At 72.2% G+C, this 21475-nt stretch carries 21 protein-coding genes; 3 read left to right on the forward strand and 18 right to left on the reverse strand.

The window, feature by feature from the left end:
* Positions 1-20: 20 nt before the first annotated feature.
* The 11 genes from PCC79_RS08935 to PCC79_RS08985 form a co-directional block, all read right to left on the reverse strand.
* Entirely contained in the window at positions 21-317 is a 297-nt protein-coding gene (locus PCC79_RS08935; RefSeq protein ID WP_232547861.1) for an addiction module antidote protein, read from the reverse strand.
* The gene (locus tag PCC79_RS08940) at positions 314-625 is read right to left on the reverse strand and encodes a type II toxin-antitoxin system RelE/ParE family toxin (RefSeq protein ID WP_342371627.1); all 312 of its coding nucleotides are present in this window, start codon (positions 623-625) and stop codon (positions 314-316) included. Before PCC79_RS08940 ends, PCC79_RS08935 begins: the two co-directional genes overlap by 4 nt.
* A gap of 242 nt (positions 626-867) precedes the next feature.
* Positions 868-1545 (reverse strand): FMN-binding negative transcriptional regulator, encoded by a 678-nt coding sequence (locus PCC79_RS08945; RefSeq protein WP_342371628.1) that lies wholly within the window; start codon positions 1543-1545, stop codon positions 868-870.
* Positions 1545-2621 (reverse strand): 3-dehydroquinate synthase, encoded by a 1077-nt coding sequence (aroB, locus tag PCC79_RS08950; RefSeq protein ID WP_232547858.1) that lies wholly within the window; start codon positions 2619-2621, stop codon positions 1545-1547. Before aroB ends, PCC79_RS08945 begins: the two co-directional genes overlap by 1 nt.
* Positions 2618-3127 carry a shikimate kinase gene (locus tag PCC79_RS08955; protein ID WP_232547857.1) on the reverse strand — a complete coding sequence of 170 codons (510 nt, stop codon included), beginning with the start codon at positions 3125-3127 and terminating at the stop codon, positions 2618-2620. Before PCC79_RS08955 ends, aroB begins: the two co-directional genes overlap by 4 nt.
* The gene (gene aroC / locus PCC79_RS08960) at positions 3124-4311 is read right to left on the reverse strand and encodes a chorismate synthase (RefSeq protein WP_342371629.1); all 1188 of its coding nucleotides are present in this window, start codon (positions 4309-4311) and stop codon (positions 3124-3126) included. The genes PCC79_RS08955 and aroC overlap by 4 nt, the downstream gene beginning before the upstream one ends.
* A gap of 22 nt (positions 4312-4333) precedes the next feature.
* Complete coding sequence (gene mltG, locus PCC79_RS08965; RefSeq protein ID WP_342371630.1) at positions 4334-5494, reverse strand: endolytic transglycosylase MltG; 1161 nt, start codon at positions 5492-5494, stop codon at positions 4334-4336.
* Positions 5491-6000 carry a Holliday junction resolvase RuvX gene (gene ruvX, locus PCC79_RS08970; RefSeq protein ID WP_232547854.1) on the reverse strand — a complete coding sequence of 170 codons (510 nt, stop codon included), beginning with the start codon at positions 5998-6000 and terminating at the stop codon, positions 5491-5493. Before ruvX ends, mltG begins: the two co-directional genes overlap by 4 nt.
* Positions 5997-8672, reverse strand: coding sequence for an alanine--tRNA ligase (alaS, locus tag PCC79_RS08975; RefSeq protein ID WP_342371631.1), 2676 nt, complete (start codon positions 8670-8672; stop codon positions 5997-5999). Before alaS ends, ruvX begins: the two co-directional genes overlap by 4 nt.
* Complete coding sequence (locus PCC79_RS08980) at positions 8669-8821, reverse strand: hypothetical protein (protein WP_232547852.1); 153 nt, start codon at positions 8819-8821, stop codon at positions 8669-8671. Before PCC79_RS08980 ends, alaS begins: the two co-directional genes overlap by 4 nt.
* A 25-nt stretch (positions 8822-8846) precedes the next feature.
* Positions 8847-10274 carry a replication-associated recombination protein A gene (locus PCC79_RS08985; protein ID WP_425325629.1) on the reverse strand — a complete coding sequence of 476 codons (1428 nt, stop codon included), beginning with the start codon at positions 10272-10274 and terminating at the stop codon, positions 8847-8849.
* On the opposite strand from PCC79_RS08985, the gene PCC79_RS08990 reads away from it, so the two are divergent.
* A complete protein-coding gene (locus tag PCC79_RS08990; protein ID WP_342371632.1) occupies positions 10273-10851 on the forward strand; it encodes a PepSY domain-containing protein in 579 nt (192 codons plus the stop codon). The two genes, PCC79_RS08985 and PCC79_RS08990, sit on opposite strands and share 2 nt — an antisense overlap.
* 43 nt (positions 10852-10894) lie before the next feature.
* Here the strand turns inward: PCC79_RS08990 and PCC79_RS08995 are convergent, their stop codons facing one another.
* The gene (locus PCC79_RS08995; protein ID WP_342371633.1) at positions 10895-11929 is read right to left on the reverse strand and encodes an alcohol dehydrogenase catalytic domain-containing protein; all 1035 of its coding nucleotides are present in this window, start codon (positions 11927-11929) and stop codon (positions 10895-10897) included.
* Between the two features lie 123 nt (positions 11930-12052).
* Here PCC79_RS08995 and PCC79_RS09000 point away from each other — a divergent pair, with 123 nt between their 5' ends.
* A complete protein-coding gene (locus PCC79_RS09000; RefSeq protein ID WP_232547849.1) occupies positions 12053-12904 on the forward strand; it encodes a PadR family transcriptional regulator in 852 nt (283 codons plus the stop codon).
* Between the two features lie 205 nt (positions 12905-13109).
* On the opposite strand, the gene aspS is transcribed toward PCC79_RS09000, so the two are convergent.
* The 6 genes from aspS to PCC79_RS09030 all read right to left on the reverse strand — a co-directional run bounded on the left by aspS (position 13110) and on the right by PCC79_RS09030 (position 19711).
* Positions 13110-14912: an aspartate--tRNA ligase gene (gene aspS / locus PCC79_RS09005; protein ID WP_342371634.1), complete on the reverse strand. Its 1803-nt coding sequence runs from the start codon at positions 14910-14912 to the stop codon at positions 13110-13112.
* A 229-nt stretch (positions 14913-15141) separates the two neighbouring features.
* On the reverse strand, positions 15142-15651 hold the full coding sequence (locus tag PCC79_RS09010; RefSeq protein WP_342371635.1) for a universal stress protein: 510 nt from the start codon (positions 15649-15651) through the stop codon (positions 15142-15144).
* Between the two features lie 3 nt (positions 15652-15654).
* Positions 15655-17034, reverse strand: coding sequence for an MFS transporter (locus PCC79_RS09015; RefSeq protein WP_232547846.1), 1380 nt, complete (start codon positions 17032-17034; stop codon positions 15655-15657).
* Positions 17031-17498, reverse strand: a complete 468-nt coding sequence (locus PCC79_RS09020; protein WP_342371636.1) for an SRPBCC domain-containing protein — start codon at positions 17496-17498, stop codon at positions 17031-17033. The genes PCC79_RS09015 and PCC79_RS09020 overlap by 4 nt, the downstream gene beginning before the upstream one ends.
* 207 nt (positions 17499-17705) lie before the next feature.
* Positions 17706-19025, reverse strand: a complete 1320-nt coding sequence (hisS, locus tag PCC79_RS09025) for a histidine--tRNA ligase (protein WP_342373610.1) — start codon at positions 19023-19025, stop codon at positions 17706-17708.
* Positions 19026-19033: 8 nt separating this feature from the next.
* Entirely contained in the window at positions 19034-19711 is a 678-nt protein-coding gene (locus PCC79_RS09030) for an MBL fold metallo-hydrolase (protein WP_342371637.1), read from the reverse strand.
* Positions 19712-19776: 65 nt separating this feature from the next.
* Here PCC79_RS09030 and PCC79_RS09035 point away from each other — a divergent pair, with 65 nt between their 5' ends.
* Entirely contained in the window at positions 19777-21021 is a 1245-nt protein-coding gene (locus tag PCC79_RS09035) for a DUF349 domain-containing protein (protein WP_342371638.1), read from the forward strand.
* Positions 21022-21475 lie beyond the last annotated feature (454 nt).

Below are 21475 nucleotides of genomic sequence, written 5' to 3' on the forward strand. Positions count from 1 at the left end.
CACCGCGGCAGTTTGAGGCGTTACGCGACGGCGTGGAAGGTGAGCTTGAGTCCAAGAGCTTCGCAGACCTTGAGGACGGTGGACCAGGTGGGGTTGCCGTTGTCGGACAGTGCTTTGTAGAGACCGTCACGGCTCATTCCGACTGTGCGGGCCAGTTCGCTCATGTTGCCCGAGCGGGCGATGACACCCAGGGCGCGGGGCACTGCGCTGGGGTCGTCGGCCGAGTCCTCCAGGGCGATCTGCAGGTATGCGGCGACGTCCTCGATGTTCTCCAGGTAGTCGGCCGGGTCGAAGCGGCGGAACTGCTCGGTGGTCATGATCCCTCCTCCTTGGTGTGCCATTCGGTCGCGAGCCGCTGTGCTGTGGCGATGTCGTTCGGCTGCGTGGACTTGTCGCCTCCGCACAGCAGGAGCACGACGCGGTTGCCGCGTTGTGCGTAGTAGACCCGATAGCCCGGTCCATAGGTCAGGCGAAGCTCCCAGACCCCGCGACCCACGCCCTTGACGTCGCCAGGATTGCCGTGGGCCAGACGGTCGATCCTGGACAGGATCCGCAGCCGACCTTCGCGGTCTTTCAGCTTGCGCAGCCACCTGTCGAAGTCATCGGTGCTGTAGACCTCGACCATGTGTCGATTTTAGTCGACACATGGTCCAACTGCAAGACTCAGGGCACATCCGGCCACCGGCACGATCGACCCGCGGCAAATGTGCGTGCGGGTGGCCGCCCGTCCGCGTGTTCGCGTTGTCAGTGCGGCCCACAAGCGAGTGTCTATGCGTGCACATTGTGCTGGATGGTGGCGACGCCTCCCCGGTCAGGGAGACCTTCGGGACCTGTCGCCGGCGTCAACCGGTCTGCCGGTCAGCGGCACTAGCTCGGGCACCCGGGGTCTCCACGCCGTGCGCGGACGTCGGCCACGAGGGTCTCCCGCGCCCGCGCGTGCGGCAGGCTGATCTCCTCCATCTGTGCGGCCAGCTCGGCACCACCGACGGTCCGCAGCCCGGCCACCGCGCCCTCGATGTCGGCGGGCGTCCGGTTCTGGTTCAACTTCGCCTTGGCCTCGATCCGGCGCATCGGCAGCTCCAGCCCGACGATGGCCCGCAGCATGCGCTCGAACGCGCCCGCTTCGACACGGCCAGCGTCATAATCAAAGCGCTCCGACATCTCCTCCACCGCCGCGCGCACCCACGCGGGGTCGTCGTGCACCACCAACCGCCCGTAGGCGTGCACGGTCACGTAGTTCCAGGTCGGGACGCCCGGGCTGGCCGCGTTCGAGGCGTACCAGTCGGCGTCGATGTACCCGTGGGGTCCCGCCAGGATCGCGAGCGCATCCCCCAGGCCGACGTCGCGCCACACCGGGTTCACCCGGGTCACGTGGAAGATCAGCGAGCCGAACCCCACCCCGTCCGGATCCGGCCGGTGCGTGAGCGGTAGCAGGGTGGCCACCGGCCCCGTCGGGTGCGCCGTCACCAGCTCCGCGGTCTCGGCGGAGGCGAGCAGGGCGCGGGTGCCGGCGTCGTCGAGCGCGAAGTGCTTCGGCGTGTACATCAGGCGGTGAGGTCGGCGTAGGCCGCCTCGAGCACCCGCTCATCCGGCGCCTCGGCGATGAAGGGCGCGGCCACGGCGTCCAACAGCACGAAGCGCAGCGCGGCGCCGCGGGTCTTCTTGTCGAGGTTCATCGTGGCGCGCAGTTCGGCGAAGGCGTCCGGCGCGTAGGTCAGCGGCAGCCCCACCGAGGCGAGGATGTCGGTGTGCCGGGCGACGAAGCCGTCGTCGGCGTGGCCCAGCCGCGCCGAGAGCAACGCGGCGTAGCGGACGCCGACGCTCACGGCGTACCCGTGGCGCCAGCGGTAGTGCTCGCGCCGCTCGATGGCGTGGCCGAGGGTGTGACCGTAGTTGAGCAGCTCGCGGCCCACCCGGCCCCCGACCGACGTCGCCTCCCGCAGGTCGCCGCTGACCACGGCCGCCTTCACCGCGATCGAACGCGTCACGGCCTCGGCCAACGCGTCGGACGCCGGGTCGCGCATCGCCGCCGGGTCGGCCTCGAAGAGCTCCAGGGTGCGCTCGTCGGCGATGAAGCCGTGCTTGACCATCTCGGCCAGGCCGCCGCGCAGGTCATCGGCCGGCAGCGTGCCCAAGAAGTCGAGGTCGCAGAACACCGCTGCCGGCTCCCAGAACGCGCCCACGAGGTTCTTGCCGTGCGGCAGATTGATGCCGGTCTTGCCGCCGACCGCGGCGTCCACCATGGCCAGCAGGGTCGTGGGAACGCTCACGTAGCGGACGCCGCGCAGCCAGCTGGACGCGACGAACCCGGCGAGGTCGGTGGTCGCTCCCCCGCCGAAGCCGACGATCGCGTCGCCCCGGGTGAAGCCCGCCTCGGCGAGCCGGCCCCAGAGGTCGGCCAGCACGGCGGCGGTCTTGGCGTCCTCCCCCGCGGGCACCTCCAGCAGGCTGACCTGCGCCGGAACGTCGGCGGTCAGCCGGCGCGCGGCGTCGGCCAGCACGGGCGGGTGCACGACGGCGACGCGGGTCGCCCCACCGAGGGCAGCGGGCAGGCCGGCGACGATGCCCCGGCCCACGGTCACGTCGTAGGGACGCTCGGCGTTGACCTGGACGACCGTCACGCCGCCACCCCCAGCAGCGCCACGATGTCGTCCACCACGGCGTCGGGGGTGCGGGCCGAGGTGTCGACGGTGTGGGTCGCGAGCGACCGGTAGACCGGCGTCCGCTCGTTGAGCAGGGCAATCAGGCGGCCGCGCAGCCCCACGGGGGCGCGCAACTCACTGCCGCCGTCGTCGACGCCGATGCGCTGCAGGGCGTGGCGGGCGTCCACCTGCAACCACACCACGGTGTGGGACGCCAGCGCCTCGGCCACCGCCGGGGTCAGCGGCGCACCGCCGCCCAGGCTCACGACGCCGGGACGGGCGAGCAGCGTGAGGGTGGCGTCGCGCTCGATCGCGCGGAACGCCGCCTCGCCGTCGGCGGCGAACAGGTCGCGGACGCGGCGTCCCTGCGCCGCCTCGATCCACTGGTCGACGTCGACGAAGTCCAGTCCCAGCCGGGCCGCCAGCAGGGGCCCGACCGTGCTCTTGCCCGCGCCGGGCGCGCCGATGAGGGCGAGCGTGCTCACGCCAGGCCCCGCTCGGCGAGCCGGGCGAGGTAGGCGGCGTGGTTGCGGGCGGTCTCGGCCACCGAGTCGCCGCCGAACTTCTCCAGGCACAGCTCGGCCAGCACCAGGGCGACCATGGCCTCCGCCACCACCCCGGCGGCCGGCACCGCGCACACGTCGGAGCGCTGGTGGTGGGCCTGCGCGGCCTCGCCGGTGGCGACGTCGACGGTGCGCAGCGCGCGCGGCACAGTGGCGATCGGCTTCATCGCGGCCCGGACGCGCACCACCTCACCGGTGCTCATGCCGCCCTCGGTGCCGCCGGAACGGTGCGACAGTCGCCGGATGCGTCCGTCGTCGGTGGCCATCTCGTCGTGGGCCAGGCTGCCGCGGGTGCGGGCCAGCTCGAACCCGTCACCCACCTCGACACCCTTGATGGCCTGGATGCCCATGAGCGCGCCGGCCAGGCGGGCGTCCAACCGCCGATCCCCCGACGCGTGGGAGCCGATGCCCGCGGGTAGCCCGTGCACCACCACCTCGACGACGCCGCCGATCGTGTCCCCCTCGGCCTTGGCCGCGTCGATCTCGGCGAGCATGCGGGCCGAGCTGGCTGCGTCGAAGCAGCGCACCGGGTCGGCGTCGATGGCGTCACGGTCGGCCGCCGTCGGCAGGTGTTCCCCGTCGGACGCGACCGGCCCGATCTCGACGACGTGGCTCACCAAGGTCACCCCGAGCGCCTGCTCGAGGAAGTTCGAGGCGACCCGCCCGATCGCGACGCGGGCCGCCGTCTCCCGCGCCGAGGCACGCTCCAGGATCGGCCGAGCCTCGTCCCAGTCGTACTTCTGCATGCCGGCCAGGTCGGCGTGGCCGGGCCGCGGCCGAGTCAGCGCCGCGTTGCGGGCCTGGGCGGCGATCACGTCGGCGTCCACCGGATCGGACGCCATCACCGTCTCCCACTTGGGCCACTCGGTGTTGTCGACCATGATCGCGATCGGCGAGCCCAGCGTCTCCCCGTGCCGGACGCCGGCGAGCAGCGTCACGGCGTCCGCCTCGAACTTCATGCGCGCACCCCGGCCGACGCCGAGCCGGCGCCGCGCCAGGGCCTCGGCGACGTCGTCGGACCTCAGCCGGACGTGGGCGGGGATTCCCTCGATGGTCGCGACGAGCGCGCGGCCATGGGATTCCCCGGCCGTCAGGTATCGGAGCATGGGATTCAGCCTTTCCGGGGGCTCACTGGCAACGGCCGGGTGCCTGCGTCTGGCACCACTCCTGCAACTTGTTGACCGAGGCCTGGTGCGCCTCGTAGGTGTCGTTGAACTCGGTCTCCCCCGTGTCGAGGTTCACGACCACGAAGTACAACCAGTTGCCCTCGGCCGGGTGCAGCGCCGCGTCCAGGGCGTTGCGCGACGGGGACGTGACCGGCCCCGGCGGCAGGCCGGTGTTGAGGTAGGTGTTGTAGGGCGAGTCGATCGCTCGCTCCGCGTCGGTGGTGAACACGCGCCCGGTGATGTTGTTGGCGTAGGCGATGGTCGCGTCGGACTGCAACGGCATGCCTTCGGCCAGGCGGTTGTAGAACACGCGCGCGACGCGGTACCGATCCTCCTGCCGGTTGGCCTCCCGCTCCAAAACGCTGGCCATGATCAGCGCCGTGTAGGGATTCTCAGCGGGCGACGCCGCAGCCTGGTTGGCGAAGTCGAGCTCGTTCGCGACCGTGGAGAAGTGGGTGGTCGCCAGCCGCGTCACCGACAGGGCCGTCCGGTCCGTCGGCAGCTCGTAGGTGTCGGGGAACAGGAATCCCTCCGCATTGTCGGCCGGCGCCCACTCGGGCAGGCCGAGCTCGGCGATGCGGTTCGTGACCACCTCGGTGAACTCCTCGGCGGGGATGCCGGTGGCCTCCGCCATGAGCGCCACCTGCTCGGTGAGCCGCTGCCCCTCGCGGAACTGGATCATGTCGCGCACCTGGAAGGCCGGATCGAGCAAGCGCTCGAAGGCAGCCGCCGCAGGCATCCGGGTCAGCATGCTGTACGTGCCGGCCTGGACGCGGGCCGCGTCCTCCGAACGGGAGTTCGCGACGCGAACGAACGTGTCGGCCGAGCTGACGACGTCCGCCTCCGCGAGCAGATCGCCGATCTGACGCATGGTGGCGCCGGTGGGGATCTGGATCTGGACCTGCTCGGCGCCCTCGCCCTCGTAGTCCTCCGCGGTGCGGAACTCCTGCCAGGCGTCCCACGCCCGGGTTCCGACGAACCAGAGCCCGCCGAAGACCACCGCCAGCGCGACGGCCACGGCCACCCACCCCCGCAGGTAGTGCCAGATCTCCTTGCGGTTCCACTCGCCCGTCTCCGGGTCGCGCAGGCGACCCGGCTGGACCCGACGTTGGCGCTCGGTCATTCCGGCGTCCTTTCGTTGATGGGCTCCCCGGCGCGACGTCCGGTGGCGCGCTCAGTGTCCAGGGCTGCGTTCAAGATTGCCACGGCGGCCGCCTGATCGATGACACCGCGCTGCTGGCGCGCCGTCCGTCCCGCCGCGCGCAGCTGGGCGCTCGCGGTCACCGTGGTCAGGCGCTCGTCCACGAGCCGGACGTCCACCTCCGGGAACTGCGCGGCCAGCCACGCCGCGCTGTCGCGCACGAGCCTGGCGTTGACGCCCTCATGTCCGTTCAGATGTCGCGGCAGCCCGAGCACGAAGCCGGTGGGCTCGTACTCGGCCACCAAGGCCCGCAGCCGCGCCAGCACCTGGCCGCGGTCGCGCGCGTTGAGCGTCTCGACGGGGTGCGCCAGGGTGCCGCGCGCGTCGCACGCGGCCACGCCGATGCGCGCCTGCCCCCAGTCCAGCGCCAGGCGGACGCCCTGGATCGGGGGCGCGGCGTCGGGCCGGGCCGCGTCGGCGTCGCTCATGCGGTCAGAGCGGTGCGGACGGCCGCGAGCGCACGTTCGGCGCCGGAGGCGTCCGTGCCGCCACCCTGGGCTAGGTCATCCGAGCCGCCGCCGCGGCCCCCGAGCTCGGCCGCGGCCGTGCCCACGAGCCGGCCGGCCTTGGCGCCCCGCTCCCGCGCCGCCGCGGTGGTCGCCACCGTGACGACCGGCTTCGCGTCGCCGCCGACGAGCGCCACGACGCCCGCGGCGTCGCCCAGTCGGGCGCGCAGGTCGACCGCGAGGGTGCGCAGGTCGCCGCCGGCCGTGCCGGGCAGGTGCCGGGCGACGAGCCGGTACCCGCCGGCGTCCGTCGCGGCGGCCAGCATCGCGTCGGCGTTGCCGAGCAGTTCCTTGGCGCGCAGGTCGGCGATCGTCTTCTCCGCGGCCTTGAGCTGGGCCAGCAGCTTCTCGACGCGATCCTCCAGCTGGTCGGGCTGGGTCTTGAGGGTGTCGCTCAGGGTCGCGACGAGGGCGCGCTCGGCGGCGAAGGACGCGAAGGCGTCCGCGCTCACCAGCGCCTCGACGCGGCGGATGCCGGAGCCGACCGAGCCCTCGCCCACCAGGTTGACCAGCCCGATCTGCGCGGTGGAGGCCACGTGCGTGCCGCCACACAGCTCGCGCGACCACGGGCCCGCCAGCTCGACCATGCGGACGACGGCGCCGTACTTCTCGCCGAACATCGCCTGCGCGCCGAGCGCGCGCGCCTCGTCGAGGGCCATCTCCTGCGCGGTGACGGCGAAGTCGTCGCGGATCGCCGCGTTGACGATGCTCTCCAACTCGTTGCGCGCGCCGGCCGAGAGGCCCTGGGCGGCGTTGAAGTCGAACCGCAGGTAGCCCGGCTTGTTGTAGGAACCGGCCTGGTGCGTGCCCTGGCCCAGCATCTGGCGCAGCGCCGCGTTCACGACGTGCGTGGCGGTGTGGGCCTGGCAGGCGCCGAAGCGCGCGGCGGCGTCCACCTGCGCGAACACCTCCGCGCCCGCCTCGAGCTCGCCCTCGTTCACCCGCGCGGTGTGGACGATTAGCCCCGGCACGGGCCGCTGGACGTCGAGCACCTCCAGCTCGACGCCGTGGGCGGTGAGGAGGCCGCTGTCGGCGTCCTGGCCACCCGCCTCGGCGTAGAACGGCGTCTCGTCGAGGACGACCTCGACCAGCTCGCCGGGCCGCGCCGCGGCCACGAGCTGCCCCTCACGGACGATGCCGCGCACCGTCGAGGCCACCCCGAGCTCGGTGTAGCCCAGGAACGGCGTCTCGCCGGCCTCGCGCAGGCCCCGGTACGCCTCGGTGTTGACCGCGCCGCCCTTCTTCGCCTTGGCGTCCGCCTTCGCGCGCGCCTTCTGCTCACCCATGAGGCGGCGGAACTCCGCGGCGTCCACGGCCAGGCCCGCCTCGGACGCCATCTCCAGCGTCAGGTCGATGGGGAAGCCGTAGGTGTCGTGCAGCTGGAACGCCTTGGCGCCGGCCAGCGTCGTCTGGTGGGCTGCCTTCGCGTCCGCCACCGCGACATCGAAGATCTGGGTGCCGGAGGCGAGCGTCCGGCGGAAGCTCTCCTCCTCCGCGTAGGCGGACGCCGACACGCGCTCCCACTGCTCGCGCACCTCGGGGTAGCTGGTGGCCATCAGGTCACGGCTCACCGGCAGCAGGGTGGGCAGCACCGGATCGGCCACCCCCAACAGCCGCATCGAGCGCACCGAGCGGCGCAGGAGGCGTCGCAGCACGTACCCGCGCGCCTCGTTGCCGGGCGTGACACCGTCGGTCATCAGCATCAGGGCGCTGCGCACGTGGTCTCCCACGACGCGGAGCCGGACGTCGGCATCCGCGTCGTCGCCGTACCGGATGCCGGCCAGCTCGGCCGCCCGCTCGATGACGGGGAAGATCTCGTCGATCTCGTACATGTTCGCGCGGCCCTGCAGCAGGTAGGCGATGCGCTCCAGACCAGCGCCGGTGTCGATGTTGCGGCTCGGCAGCGGGCTGGCGATGTCGAAGTCGTCCTTGGCGCGCACCTCGGCCAGGTCCTCTGTCTGGAACACCAGGTTCCAGATCTCCAGGAACCGGTCCTCGTCCACCACCGGGCCGCCGTCGGGGCCGAACTCCGGGCCGCGATCGATGTAGATCTCCGAGCAGGGGCCGCCGGGGCCGGGGACGCCCATGTGCCAGTAGTTGTCCTTGAGGTTGCGCCCCTGGATGCGCTCGTCGGGGATGCCGACCGAGCGCCACAGCTCGCGCGCCTCGACGTCGCCGTCGGGGTAGTCCGGGTGGTGGCCGGGCCCGAGCACCGTCACCCAGACCTTCTCGGGGTCGAAGCCGAGCCCGCCCTCGTCCTGGGAACCCGTGACGAGCGACCACGCCATCTCGATGGCGCCGGCCTTGAAGTAGTCGCCGAAGGAGAAGTTGCCGAGCATCTGGAAGAACGTGCCGTGGCGGGTGGTCTTGCCGACGTCCTCGATGTCGAGGGTGCGGACGCACTTCTGGCACGACACGGCGCGCGGCGCGGGCGCGGGCTCGTCGCCGACGAAGTAGGGCTTGAACGGCACCATGCCGGCGTTGACGAACAGCAGCGTCGGGTCGGGGTAGACCAGGGACGCCGAGGGGATCAACAGGTGCTCCCGGGCGACGAAATGGTCGAGGAAGCGGCGCCGGATCTCCGCGGTCTTCATTCGAGGCGTCCTCTTTCGGTGGTGGTCAACAGACCCATCAGTTCGGTGTGCTTCGCGCGGCGGGCGCGGGCGTCGGTGGTGGCGAAGTCAGCCACCCAGGCGCGGGGGCGGACGGCTGCGACCAACCCGGCGATCTCCCCGACACTCATGGCACGCAAGCCTAGTGCACCGGCCTCAGCCGTCGTCCGCACGCCCGAGCAGGGCGCGGATCGCCCCCAGCCGCTCGGCGATCAGCGCCTCGTTGCCGTGATCGGTGGGCGTGTAGTAGCGGGCGGACGCGAGGTCGTCCGGCAGGTACTGCTGCGATGCCACGCCGTGGGGAAAGTCGTGGGCGTACCGGTAGCCCTGCCCGTGGCCGTGCTGCTTGGCGCCCGCGTAGTGGGCGTCGCGCAGGTGGGCCGGCACGGCCCCGCCGCGGCCGGCCTGGACGTCGGCGCTGGCCGCCCCGATCGCGGTGGTGACCGCGTTCGACTTGGGCGCGGTGGCGCATGCGACCACCGCGTGGGCGAGCGTGAGGCGTCCCTCGGGCATGCCGATGAGCTGGACGGCCTGCGCTGCGGCCACGCACGTGGTGAGCACCGAGGGGGCTGCCATGCCGATGTCCTCGCTGGCGAGGATGATGAGGCGGCGGGCGATGAAGCGGGGGTCCTCGCCGCCCTCGAGCATGCGGGCCAGGTAGTGCAGCCCGGCGTCCACGTCGGAGCCGCGGATGGACTTGATGAAGGCGCTGATGACGTCGTAGTGCTGGTCGCCGTCGCGGTCGTAGCGCAGGGCGGCGCGGTCGACGGCCAGCTCGACGGCCTCACCCGTGATCGTCGTGCTGCCCAGGGCGGACGCCGACGCCGCGGCCTCCTCGAGGTACGTCAGGGAGCGCCGGGCGTCGCCGCCGGCCAGGCGGACGAGGGTGGCGCGGGCGTCCGTTGCCAGCGTGTAGGGGTCGCCCTCGGGCGTGCGGAGGCCGCGCTCGTCGGTCAGGGCCCGCTCCAGCAGCCCGGTGATGTCGTCGTCGGTGAGCGGCTTGAGGGTGAGCAGCAGCGAGCGGGAGAGCAGCGGGGAGATGACGGAGAACGACGGGTTCTCCGTGGTGGCGGCGATGAGCGTGACGAGGCGATTCTCGACGGCGGGCAGCAGGACGTCCTGCTGGGCCTTGTTGAAGCGATGCACCTCGTCGACGAACAACACGGTGCCGCGGCCGCGGGCCAGCTCGCGCTTGGCGGCGTCCAACTCGGCCCGCACCTCCTTGACGCCTGCGGTGACACCCGAGAGCTCCACGAACCGTCGGTTGGTGGCGCGGGAGACCACCGAGGCGATCGTCGTCTTGCCCACCCCCGGGGGGCCCCAGAGAAAGACGCTCATCGGCTGGCCGTCCGCGAGGCGGCGCAGCGGCGAGCCGGGCCCGAGGAGGTGCTGCTGGCCGACGATCTCCTCCAGGGTGCGCGGGCGCAGGCGCACCGCCAGCGGGAGGTGCTCGTGGGCCGCGCCGGACAGTGATCCCCCCGTGCGCCCCGCGACGCCGGCGGGTTCCGGATCAGGGTTGCCGAAGAGGTCGCTCACCTCCCCGACGCTACCCTGCCTTGTCGGGGCACCTACGGTGGAAGGCATGAACAAGAAGTCACTCGCAGCAGCGACCATTGTCCTCGGCATGGCCGTCACCGGCTGCGCCTCCTCAACCTCCGACACCGCTCCCGCGGCCAGCACCCAGCCGGTCGTCACGGATGCCGCCACGACGCCGGCCGCTGATTCCACGGCCGGCGCCACCGACGCCGACGCACACAACGCGGCCGCCACGGCCGCCATCGAGACCGCTGAGGCCCAGCTCGACGGCCGCGTGGTCGACCTCGAGTGGGACGACGCGCTGGCGACGGACGACGCCCACTGGGAGCTGGACGTGCTCGTGGGTGACCAGCTCCACGAACTCCAGGTCTCCGGTGACGGCACCGCCGTCACGCGCACCGACGACGACCCCGACACCATCGACGCCGGCGACGTCGCGTCGTACGAGGCCGCCTCGGTGACCATCACGCAAGCCATCGAGACCGCCCTGGCCGAGCGCCCCGGCACCGTCACTGACGTCGAGTTCGACGAGTCCGACGTCGAGTGGGAGGTCGAGATCGACGGCGACGGCCTGACCGACGACGACATCGTCGTGGACGCCCGGACCGGCCAGATCGTGCCCTGACCCACGCGCGCTGACGGGCCGAGCCCATGGGGCGGCTCGGCCCTCAGCGGCGGGGATCGACCAGCACCACGCCGCGCGAGGCAGCGTTGCCCAGGCGCGGCAACGCCGCGGCGGCTTCGGCCAGCGTGAGCGGCTCCCCCGGTGCCACCAGGGCGCCGAGGTCGAGCCGGCCGTCCGCCACCCAGGCCAGCAACTCGGCGTACGCGGACGCCGCCATGCCGTGGCTGCCCAGCACATCCAGCTCCCGGGCGATGACCGGACCCATCGGCACCGGCGTCGTCGCGTCGGGCAGCAACCCGATCTGCACGTGACGCCCCCGCCGCCGCAGGGACGCCAGCGAGCCGGCCAGCGCCTCGGGCGAGCCGAGGGCGTCCACCCCCACGTGCGCACCACCGCCGGTGAGCTCGGGGGCACAGGCGAGTTCGGCCGGTGAGAGCGTGATCTCGGCGCCCAGCTCGCGGGCCCGCGTCCGTGAGGCGTCCGCGACGTCGACGGCCACGACCCGCGCGCCCGCGGCCACCCCGATCGCGACGGCCGCGAGCCCCACACCCCCGCAGCCGATCACCAGGAGCCACTCCCCGGGGCAGACCCTGCCGCGGTGCACCACCCCGCGGAACGCCGTCGCCACCCGGCAGCCCAACCCCGCGGCCTCCCGGACGCCCACCGCGTCCGGCAGGCGCACGAGGTTGGTCTCCGCGGCGTGGACGACCACGCGCTCGGCGAAGCAGCCCGGATCGCTGAAGCCCGGCTGACGCTGGTGCGGGCAGACCTGGCCGTCGCCGGCGGCGCACGTGGGGCAGTCCCCGCACGCCTGGACGAACGGCGCGGTCACCCGCTCGCCAAGCGCGAAGCCGGTGACGCCGTCGCCCAGCGCGGCGATCCGGCCGGCAAACTCGTGGCCGGGCACGTGGGGGAAGGCGGCGATGTCGGCGTCGTGGCCCTGCCAGCCGTGCCAGTCGCTGCGGCAGAGCCCGGCCGCCTCCACCGCCACGACGACCCCGCGTGGCGGCGGCGTCGGCTCGGCGATGTCGGAGACGATGATGCTGCCGCCGAAGCGGTCATAGGTGAGCGCGCGCACGCGTCCATCCTGCCGCGCGTCCACCGGTGGCGCGGTGGCGCGGTGGTGCTGAGGTGCATGGACTTGCTTTAGAGCTATCTTCGATATATCGTTAGTGACATCTCCTGACGAAAGGACATCCCCATGGAGTACGCAATGAACCAGCCCTGGTGGCTGGGCATGACCGATGATGACGGCCGCGAGCGCGGCCGCGACGGACGCCGCGGCAAGCGGCGTGGCCGGGGCGAGCGCCCCGACGACGAAGGACGCCCGCGCGGGCGCCGCTGGGGCTTCGGCCCCCAGGCGAACATGGGCCACGAAGGTCCCGAGGGTCACGGACGCCGCCCCGGCGGGTTCGGCCCCGGCGGGCCGGGCGGGCCCGGCGGACACGGGCCGATGGGGCCGGGTGGCCCTGGCGGGTTCGGCCCGGGAGGCCCCGGTGGGCCCGGTGGGTTCGGCCCGGGCGAGCACGGCCCGATGGGCCCCGGCGGGCCAGGACGCGGCGGCCGTGGCCGAGGACGGGGCCGGGGTGGCCGCGCCCGGCGCGGCGACGTCCGCCAGGCCATCTTGGCGCTGCTCACCGAGCAGCCCATGAACGGCTACCAGATCATCACCACCCTCGCTGAGCGGACCCAGGGGCTCTGGAAGCCCAGCCCGGGCGCGGTCTACCCCGCCCTGGCCCAGCTCGTCGACGAGGGCCTCATCACCGAGACCGAGGTGGACGGCCAGCGCGCCTTCACCCTCACCGAGGCCGGCCGCGAGCCAGCCGAGAACGCCGACAAGCCGTGGGAGGCGGTCAACGCCGAGGCGCAGGCTGCCGAGGCCGCGTTCGACCCGACCGCCTGGCAGGCCTACCAGACCCTCGCCACCGCGGTGCAAGCCGTCTCCCAGACCGGCACGCCCGAGCAGGTCGCGCGCGCCGCGTCCGCGCTGGGCGAGGCCGAGAAGGCGATCTACCGCCTGCTCGGTGAGCCCGAGGACGCACCCACCGAGTGACGCAACGCACCAAGGCCGCCCCGGGGCATTCCCGGGGCGGCCTTGCTGCTGGGTGCGGCCTTGCTGCTCTGTGCGGCCTTGCTGCTGGGTGCGGCCTTGCTGCTCTGTGCGGCCTTGCTGCTCTGTGCGGCCTTGCTGCTCTGTGCGGCCTTGCTGCTCTGTGCGGCCTTGATGCTGGGTGCGCCCTCGTCGAGCGCGGCCCAGCTCAGCTGGCGGGAGCCTCGGCGTCCGCCTGCTTCTTCTTGTCCGCGGGACGGGCGTCCACACCGGCCTCACGCCGCTGCTGCGGCGTGATCGGCGCGGGCGCCTGGGTGAGCGGGTCGTAGCCGTTGCCGGTCTTCGGGAACGCGATGACCTCGCGGATCGACTCCGCACCCGCGAGCAGGGCGACGATGCGGTCCCAGCCGAAGGCGATGCCGCCGTGGGGCGGCGCGCCGAACTTGAACGCGTCGAGGAGGAAGCCGAACTTCTCCTGCGCCTGTTCCTCGTCGATGCCCATGATCGCGAACACGCGCTCCTGGACGTCGCGGCGGTGGATACGGATCGACCCGCCGCCGATCTCGTTGCCGTTGCACACCATGTCGTAGGCCCACGCCAGCGCGTTGCCGGGGTCGGTGTCGAAGGTGTCGACCTCCTGCGGCGCGGTGAACGCGTGGTGGACGGCCGTCCAGGCGCCCTCGCCGACGGCGACGTCACCCTCCGCCGTCGCCTCGTTCGCGGGCTTGAACAAGGGGGCGTCCACCACCCACAGGAAGCTCCAGCTGCCGGGCTCGATGAGGCCGCACCGCTCGGCGATCTCGTTGCGGGCCGCGCCGAGCAGGTTCTGCGACGCGGTGCGCGCTCCGGCGGCGAAGAAGATGCAGTCGCCGGGCTGGGCGCCGGTGGCCGCCGCGAGGCCGGCGCGTTCGGCGTCCGTGATGTTCTTGGCGACCGGCCCGCCGACCTCGCCGTCGTCGCCGACCGTGACGTAGGCCAACCCGCGGGCGCCGCGCTGCTTGGCCCACTCCTGCCACGCGTCGAACGTGCGGCGCGGCTGGGACGCCCCACCCGGCATGACGACCGCGCCGACGTAGGGCGCCTGGAACACCCGGAACGGCGTGTCGGCGAAATACTCCGTGAGCTCGGTGAGCTCGAGGTCGAAGCGCAGATCGGGCTTGTCGGAGCCGTAGCGGTTCATCGCGTCGGCAAACGTCAGGCGCGGGAACGGCGTCGTCAGCTCGACGCCGATGAGCGCCCACACCTCGGCGGCGATGGCCTCGCCGAGCGCGATGACGTCGTCCTGGTCGACGAAGCTCATCTCGATGTCGAGCTGGGTGAACTCCGGCTGGCGATCGGCGCGGAAGTCTTCGTCGCGGTAGCAGCGCGCGATCTGGTAGTACCGCTCCATGCCGGCCACCATGAGCAGCTGCTTGAACAGCTGGGGGCTCTGCGGCAAGGCGTACCAGCTGCCCGGCGCGAGCCGCGCGGGCACGATGAAGTCGCGCGCACCCTCGGGCGTCGAGCGCGTCATGGTGGGCGTCTCGATCTCGACGAAGTCGCGCTCGCCCAGCACGCGGCGGGCGGCGGCGTTGACCTGGCTCCGCAGCCGGATCGCCGCGGCGGGGGCCGGACGCCGCAGGTCCAGATAGCGGTAGCGCAGCCGCGCCTCCTCGCCGACGTTGATGCGCTCGTCGATCTGGAACGGCAGCGGCGCGGACGGGTTGAGCACCTCGAGCTCGCTGATCGCCACCTCGATCTCGCCGGAGGGCAGATCGGGGTTCGCGTTGCCCTCGGGGCGGGCCTCGACGACGCCGGTGACCCGGATGCAGAACTCGTTGCGCAGGTCGTGCGCGCCCGAAGAATCGAGGATCTCGTCCCGCACCACCACCTGGGCGACGCCCGAGGCGTCCCGCAGATCGATGAAGGCGACCCCGCCATGGTCGCGGCGCCGGCCCACCCAGCCGGCGAGGGTGACGGTCTGTCCGACATCGGTGGCGCGCAGGGTGCCCGCCTCGTGGGTCCGCAGCATGACGCAGTCTTCCTTTCTCAGCCCCGCATAGACGGTGCGGGCGCAACGGCGACCATCCTAGCCCGGACGCCGGCGTCCACCCCGCACGGCCTGCCCCGCCGTGCGCCTGGCCCGTGTGCGGGGGCATTTGGACCCGAGCAAATGGTGCCATGGCGCCATTCCCTCGGGTCCAAATGCCGTGTGCGGAGGCGGCCGATGGGCGGCAGCCGCCGGGCGACGCGCCGAGGCGTCAGGCGTCGTCCTGGGGCACCGCGAACTCCTCCGGCGCCCCCAACTCGGCCGGGGGGCGTACCACGAGGACGTCGCACCCCGCCGTGCGGACGACGTCGGTCGCCACGTCGCCCAGCACGCGATTGGCGATACTGCGGTCGCGAATCGCCCCGATCACGAGCAGCGCGGCCCCGCGCGCCTCGGCCGTGCGCACGAGTCCCGCGGCCGGCTCACCCTCCACGAGCAGGGTGGACGCCACCCGCGCGCCGAGCCCCTGCGCGATGGCCGCCCCGGCGGCGAGGGCGTCCGTGGCGGCCTGCCGGCCGAGGACGGCTCCGCGGCGGGCGTCGCTCGGGCCCTGGACGCCGCGCGCCTCGTCCCGCTGCGACAGCTCCGAGAACGCGCAGACGATCAGCAGGTCGGCGTCCGAATCCGCGGCCAGCACGGCTGCGCGCGCGATGGTCGGGCCCGCCAGCGGCGAGCCGTCCGTGCCGACGACGATGCGGCCGTAGTGGGTCATGCTCGCCATGGCTCAGCCCTCCCGCGACAGCGAATCGGGAACGGTGACGGAGACCTCGTCCATGTCCTTGACGATGGGCGGCTCCTTGATCCACAACATCGCCACCGCGGCGAGCCCCAACAGGATCGCGGCGAAGGTGATCGCGTTGCCGGGGACGCCGCCGAGCAGGTTGTACACCCAGCCGAAGGTCAGCGTCTGGATCAGCATGGGGATCACGATCATCATGTTGATGACGCCCATGTACACGCCGTAGCGCGACGACGGCACCATGCGGACGGCCATGATGTAGGGCACCCCCATGATGGACGCCCACGCGATGCCGAGGCCGATGATCGGCACGAACAGCAGGAACCGGTCGGTGATGTGCGGGAAGACGAGCAGGCCCACCGTGGCGCACAGCAGCGCACCGATGTGCACCCACTTCGCGCCGTAGCGGCGCGCCATCGCGACCAGCGCGAACGCCACGCTGAAGGTGACGATGTTGTAGGCCCCGTTGACCAGACCCGTCCAGGCGACGGCGTCCTGGTACTCGGCCGAGTGCGTGTCCGTCGTCCCGAACACCGAGTCGGCGACGGTGAGCGCCACGTACTGCCAGTAGCAGTTCATGGCGTACCACTGGAAGAGGTAGACGAGCGCCAGCTTCCGCAGCTCGACGGGCATCTCGACGATGGCCTCCCCGATCTCGCGGAAGGTGCCGACCACCGGGTTGCCCGCCTCGCGCTTGCGCTTCAGCTCCGCCAGCTCCGACGGGCTGGGCGGCAGCTCCGGGGTGGAGATCACGGAGACCAGCACCGTCGAGATGGAGCAGACGGCACCGAGCATGAACGAGCCGAACACCCAGTACGGGATGCCCGCCGCGGTGCCGCCGGCGATGAGCGCCTGGAAGACCGCGAGCGACAGGTTGGCCAGCGTGATGCCGAGCCCGGTGAAGAACGACTGGGCGAGGAAGCCCTTGCCCACCTGGGAGGGCGGCAGCCGGTCGGCGATGAAGGCGCGGTAGGGCTCCATGGCGGTGTTGTTGCTGATGTCGAGCAGCCACAACAGCACCACGGCCATCCACACCGCGGCGACGAACGGGAAGAGGAACAGGCAGATCGAGCAGCCGATGGCGCCGATGATGAAGAAGGCCTTGCGGCGTCCCCACTTCTCGCTCCACACCCTGTCCGACCACGCGCCGATGATGGGCTGGATCAGCAGGCCGGTGATGGGGCCGGCCATGTTGAGCAGCGGCAGGTCGTGCGGGTTCGCGCCGAGGAAGCTGTAGATCGGCGTCACCGCCGTCTGCTGCATGCCGAAGCTGTACTGGATGCCGAAGAAGCCGAGGTTCATGAGCAGGATCTGCTTCATGTTCATCAACGGCTTGGTGCGCACCACGGTCGTCGCGGCGGTCATCGTGCCTCCTCCCGTGCCAGGTACGCGTCGAGGCGTCCGAGTTCGGCCTCCCAGCCGTCGGCGTGGTACTGCGCCACGGCCGGGGCGTAGGGGCCCTGGATGATGCGCACCAGGGTGGCCTGCTTGCCCTGGGCGGTGAACTCGACGCGGAGTTCCAGCGGGGTGTCGGGGTCGATGTCGGCGTCCCCAGTGATGCGCTGCTTGGCGACGAAGACGTCGGGGTCGAAGAACTCCGTGAAGACGGCGTCGGTGGTGACGCGGACGCTCGGGTCGTCGTCGCGCACCTTCACGTGATGGTGGCGCCCACCGAGCGTGAGGTCGGACGTCACCGTCTCGGCCTCGACGTGCCAGCCGGGGCTGCCGCGCCACTGCGCCATTTCTTCGGGGGCCGTCCACGCGCGGAACACGCGGGGTCGGGGATGATCCAGCCTTCGCTCGACCACCACGATCACGTTCGCGGTCATCGAGAGCCTCCTCTCTGGGGCGGGGTGCGTCGGAGGGCCGAAGCGGTCACGACGCGCGGGATTGCCGCAGGGGAAGCGTGCCACACCTGTCCATCGCTGGACAGGGTTTTCTGAAGATTTGGACCCGAGGAAATGGCGCCATGGCGCCATTTCCTCGGGTCCAAACGCCCAGCCCCGGTCGTCCGGAGCCGCGTGGCAGCGGGGGCGTCAGCCCGCGGCGACCGTGGGGCGCAGGTCGGACGCCGGCGGCGTCCACGTCTGCGGGTCGGCCGGGACCTGCTCACCGGAGCGGATGTCCTTCACCGAGCCGTCGCTGAACCACACGTACGGGATGCCGCGGCGGTCGGCGTAGCGAATCTGCTTGCCGAACTTGTCCGCCTTCGGCGCCACCTCGGTCGGGATGCCCCGCGCCCGCAACTGCGCCGCCACGGCGGACGCCTGCCCGCGCGTCTCCTCCGCGTCCACCGCCACCAGCACGCACGAGGGCACCGAGCGCGACGCCGTCAGCGCCCCGCGGGCCACGAGCGGCGCGACGATCCGGCTCACACCGAGCGAGATGCCCACCCCGGGCCACGTCCGCTTCCCGTCGGAGGCGAGCGCGTCGTAGCGTCCCCCCGAGCAGATCGAACCCAGCGACTCCAACCCGGTCATCTGCGTCTCGTAGACGGTGCCGGTGTAGTAGTCGAGGCCGCGGGCGATCCGCAGGTCGGCGACCAGCCGCCCGGGAACAGCCTCTGCCGCCGCGGTCACCACCTCCGCCAGGGACGCCAGCCCCTCGTCCAGCAACGGGTGCTGCACCCCGAGGGCGCGGACGCGCTCCACGAACGAGGTGTCGGCGGTGCGAATCTCGGCCAGGTCGAGGCACGTGGCCGCCACGCCGGCGTTCAACCCCAATTCATCGACGAGTAGCCTCTGGACGCCGTCGCGTCCGATCTTGTCGAACTTGTCGACGCGCTGCAGGACCGCAAGGTGGTCCTCGATGCCCAGCCCCGCGTAGAACCCCTCGGCGAGCTTGCGGTTGTTCACGGCCATCACGACGGGGGGCACGCCGAAGCGCTCGTGGAGCCGCTCCAAGGCCTCGAGCATCACGAGAACGACCTCGACGTCGTGGTGCTCGGCGAGGGTGTTCTCGCCCACGATGTCGATGTCGGCCTGGCAGAACTCGCGGTAGCGGCCCTCCTGGGGTCGCTCGCCGCGCCACGCCTTCTGGATCTGGTAGCGGCGGAACGGGAACGTCAGGTGACCCGAATTCTCCAGCACGTAGCGCGCGAACGGCACGGTGAGGTCGTAGTGCAGGCCCAGCTCGGCGACGTCGTCGGACGCCGCGTGCAACCGCCGGACGACATAGACCTCCTTGGTGATCTCACCCTTGCGCGTCAGGGAGTCCATCGTCTCGACCGCGCGGGTCTCGATGGACGCGAAGCTGTGCAGCTCGAAGGTCTCGCGCAGCGTGTCGAGCACGGCCTGCTCGACGATGCGTCCGGACGGCAGGAACTCGGGGAAGCCGGAGAGCGGCTTGGGTCGCATGGTCACCTTCAGTGGGATCGGAGGAACGGATTGGTGGCCCGCTCGTGGGCCAGCGTGGTCTCTGGGCCGTGGCCGGGCAGCAGGGCCGCGGTGTCCGGCAGGGCGAGCACCACGTCGGTGAGCGTGGCGAGCATGGTGGCGTGGTCGCCGCCGGGCAAGTCGGTGCGTCCGATGGCGCCGGCGAACACCACGTCGCCGGTGAAGACGAGCTCGGTCAGCTCGGGGGCCTGGGCGAACGGCTCGGGCAGCTCCACGCGCCACAGCAGCGATCCGGGGGTGTGCCCCGGCGCGGCGACCGTGGTGAAACGGGCGCCCGCGGCGTCCACCGTTTCACCGCCGGCGAGCAGGCGCAGGTCGGCCGGTGCGGTGTGGTTCACACCGAAACGCTCGACGATCTCGCGAGCCCAGTCCGGCAGCGTGGCCGGGTCGAGCATGGGGGCGTCCGCCGCGTGCAGATAGGCGGGGACGCCGTGGCGGTCGGCCACGTCCGCGGCGGCACCGACGTGGTCGGGGTGGCCGTGGGTGAGGAGGACGGCGTCCAGGGTGAGGCCCTGCTCGGTGAGGATGCTGTGGACGCCGTCCGCCGCGTTGACGCCCGGGTCGACGACGACCGCGTGGGCGTCGTCGGCGGACCAGACGTAGCAGTTGGCCTGCAACGGGCCCGCCGGGAAGGACGTCAGGAACATGGCTCCCACCCTAGCGATTGGGACTCGGCGCGACCGCGCGCGCGTTATGGGGCAAGATGGGGCGCATGACTGATGCACAGGGTCCGGCGAGCTTCGGTCGGGTCGATTCCGACGGCACCGTCCACGTGACGACGGCGGACGGCGAACGCGCCGTCGGCCAGGTGCCCGGCGTCTCGCCCGAGGAAGCGCTGGCCTTCTTCGTCCGCCGCTACGAGGCACTCGAGCTCGAGGTGACGCTGCTGGAGCAACGGCTGAACTCGGGGCTCGTCTCCCCCGACGACGCCCGCAAGGCGATCACGTCGGTCACCAAGTCGGTGACGGGGGCCAACGCGGTGGGCGACCTGGCGTCGCTGACGGCACGGCTGGACGCCCTGGCGCCGAAGCTGACCGAGGCGACGGAGGCCCGCAAGGCCGAACGGGCCAAGCAGAACGAGGCGACCCGCGCCGCCAAGGAGGGCATGGTCGCCGAGGCCGAGAAAATCGCCCAGGGCAACGACTGGCGCGGCGGCGTCAACCGATTCCGCGCCCTGCTGGACGAATGGAAGGCCCTCCCCCGCATCGACCGCGCCACCGATGACGCCCTGTGGCACCGCTTCAGCTCCGCGCGCACCACGTACACGCGCCGGCGCAAGGCGCAGTTCGCCGAGCAATCGGTCAAGTGGGACGCCGCGAAGGCCACGAAGCAGGAGATCATCGCCGAGGCCCGCAAGCTGGCCGACTCCACCGAGTGGGGGCCGACGGCCGGCGCATTCCGCGAACTGATGAACCGCTGGCGTGCCGCCGGCTCCGCCCAGCGCGACGCCGACGAGAAGCTGTGGGCCGAGTTCCGCGGGCTGCAGGACCAGTTCTTCAACGCCCGCACCTCGGCCCAGTCGGTGCAGGACGAGGAGTTCGCCGGCAACCAGACAGCCAAGGAGGAGCTGCTCACGAAGGCGGAGGCGGATCTGCTGCCCGTCACCGATCCCGTCGCGGCCCGCACGGCGTACCGCGCGTTCCTGGAGGAGTACAACGCGCTCGGCAAGGTGCCGCGCGACGCGATCCGCCCGCTCGACCAGCGGCTCCGCAAGCTGGAGAGTGCCGTCAAGGAGGCCGAGGACGCCGAGTGGAAGCGCACCGATCCCGAAGCGCGTCAGCGCGCCGAGGAGACGGTGAACATGCTCAGCGCCGAGATCGAGAAGCTGCAGGAGCGGATTGCCAAGGCCGAGGCCCGCGGGGACGCGTCCGCGATCAAGAAGGCCCAGGACTCCGTCGCGGCCTACACCACCTGGCTCGATCAGGCCAAGGCCACCCTGGCCGACTTCACCCGCTGAGCGGACGCCCGTCCGCGCGCTGCGCGCTGGGGCGTCCGGCGTTGCCGGGACGCAAGCAACGGGCGTCCGGCGTTGCCGGCATGCGTGCGGCTGACGTCAGGCATTGCCGGGACGCGTGCGGCCGGCGTCAGGCATTGCCGGTACGCGTGCGGTCGGCCGCTCGGTCTGGATGCCGCCGAGTCCCTCGTTGGGGGCGTTCCCTGGGGTTCTGGGCCACCGTTGGGGGCGCCACCCTGTCGAGAGGTCCCACCACCCTGTCGTTGCGACGGCGTCCTTGGCGGTAGGGCCCGCCACCCTGTCATTGCGACGGCCACCCTGTGGCTGGCCCCGCCACCCTGTCGTTGCGACGGCCACCCTGTCGCTGGGCCCGCCACCCTGTCCTTACGTCCGCCGCCCTGCCAGAATCCCACCACCCTGCCTTCGCAACAGGCTTCTGGTCGTCTTCGGGCAGGGC

This window comes from Propioniciclava soli (assembly GCF_038502305.1).
Taxonomy (GTDB): Bacteria; Actinomycetota; Actinomycetes; order Propionibacteriales; family Propionibacteriaceae; genus Propioniciclava; species Propioniciclava soli.

What these genes read in the sequence shown, in the direction of transcription:
- PCC79_RS09020 (WP_342371636.1), bottom strand. Translation starts at nt 17,498, where the DNA reads ATGACCGCGAACGTGATCGTGGTGGTCGAGCGAAGGCTGGATCATCCC.
- PCC79_RS09010 (WP_342371635.1), bottom strand. Translation starts at nt 15,651, where the DNA reads ATGGCGAGCATGACCCACTACGGCCGCATCGTCGTCGGCACGGACGGC.
- PCC79_RS08940 (WP_342371627.1), bottom strand. Translation starts at nt 625, where the DNA reads ATGGTCGAGGTCTACAGCACCGATGACTTCGACAGGTGGCTGCGCAAG.
- aspS (WP_342371634.1), bottom strand. Translation starts at nt 14,912, where the DNA reads ATGCTGCGGACCCACGAGGCGGGCACCCTGCGCGCCACCGATGTCGGA.
- PCC79_RS09000 (WP_232547849.1), top strand. Translation starts at nt 12,053, where the DNA reads ATGGAGTACGCAATGAACCAGCCCTGGTGGCTGGGCATGACCGATGAT.
- PCC79_RS09015 (WP_232547846.1), bottom strand. Translation starts at nt 17,034, where the DNA reads ATGACCGCCGCGACGACCGTGGTGCGCACCAAGCCGTTGATGAACATG.
- aroC (WP_342371629.1), bottom strand. Translation starts at nt 4,311, where the DNA reads ATGCTCCGATACCTGACGGCCGGGGAATCCCATGGCCGCGCGCTCGTC.
- hisS (WP_342373610.1), bottom strand. Translation starts at nt 19,025, where the DNA reads ATGCGACCCAAGCCGCTCTCCGGCTTCCCCGAGTTCCTGCCGTCCGGA.
- mltG (WP_342371630.1), bottom strand. Translation starts at nt 5,494, where the DNA reads ATGACCGAGCGCCAACGTCGGGTCCAGCCGGGTCGCCTGCGCGACCCG.
- PCC79_RS08990 (WP_342371632.1), top strand. Translation starts at nt 10,273, where the DNA reads ATGAACAAGAAGTCACTCGCAGCAGCGACCATTGTCCTCGGCATGGCC.
- PCC79_RS08980 (WP_232547852.1), bottom strand. Translation starts at nt 8,821, where the DNA reads ATGAGTGTCGGGGAGATCGCCGGGTTGGTCGCAGCCGTCCGCCCCCGC.
- alaS (WP_342371631.1), bottom strand. Translation starts at nt 8,672, where the DNA reads ATGAAGACCGCGGAGATCCGGCGCCGCTTCCTCGACCATTTCGTCGCC.
- PCC79_RS09035 (WP_342371638.1), top strand. Translation starts at nt 19,777, where the DNA reads ATGACTGATGCACAGGGTCCGGCGAGCTTCGGTCGGGTCGATTCCGAC.
- ruvX (WP_232547854.1), bottom strand. Translation starts at nt 6,000, where the DNA reads ATGAGCGACGCCGACGCGGCCCGGCCCGACGCCGCGCCCCCGATCCAG.
- PCC79_RS08985 (WP_425325629.1), bottom strand. Translation starts at nt 10,274, where the DNA reads ATGCCTTCCACCGTAGGTGCCCCGACAAGGCAGGGTAGCGTCGGGGAG.
- PCC79_RS08945 (WP_342371628.1), bottom strand. Translation starts at nt 1,545, where the DNA reads ATGTACACGCCGAAGCACTTCGCGCTCGACGACGCCGGCACCCGCGCC.
- PCC79_RS09030 (WP_342371637.1), bottom strand. Translation starts at nt 19,711, where the DNA reads ATGTTCCTGACGTCCTTCCCGGCGGGCCCGTTGCAGGCCAACTGCTAC.
- PCC79_RS08935 (WP_232547861.1), bottom strand. Translation starts at nt 317, where the DNA reads ATGACCACCGAGCAGTTCCGCCGCTTCGACCCGGCCGACTACCTGGAG.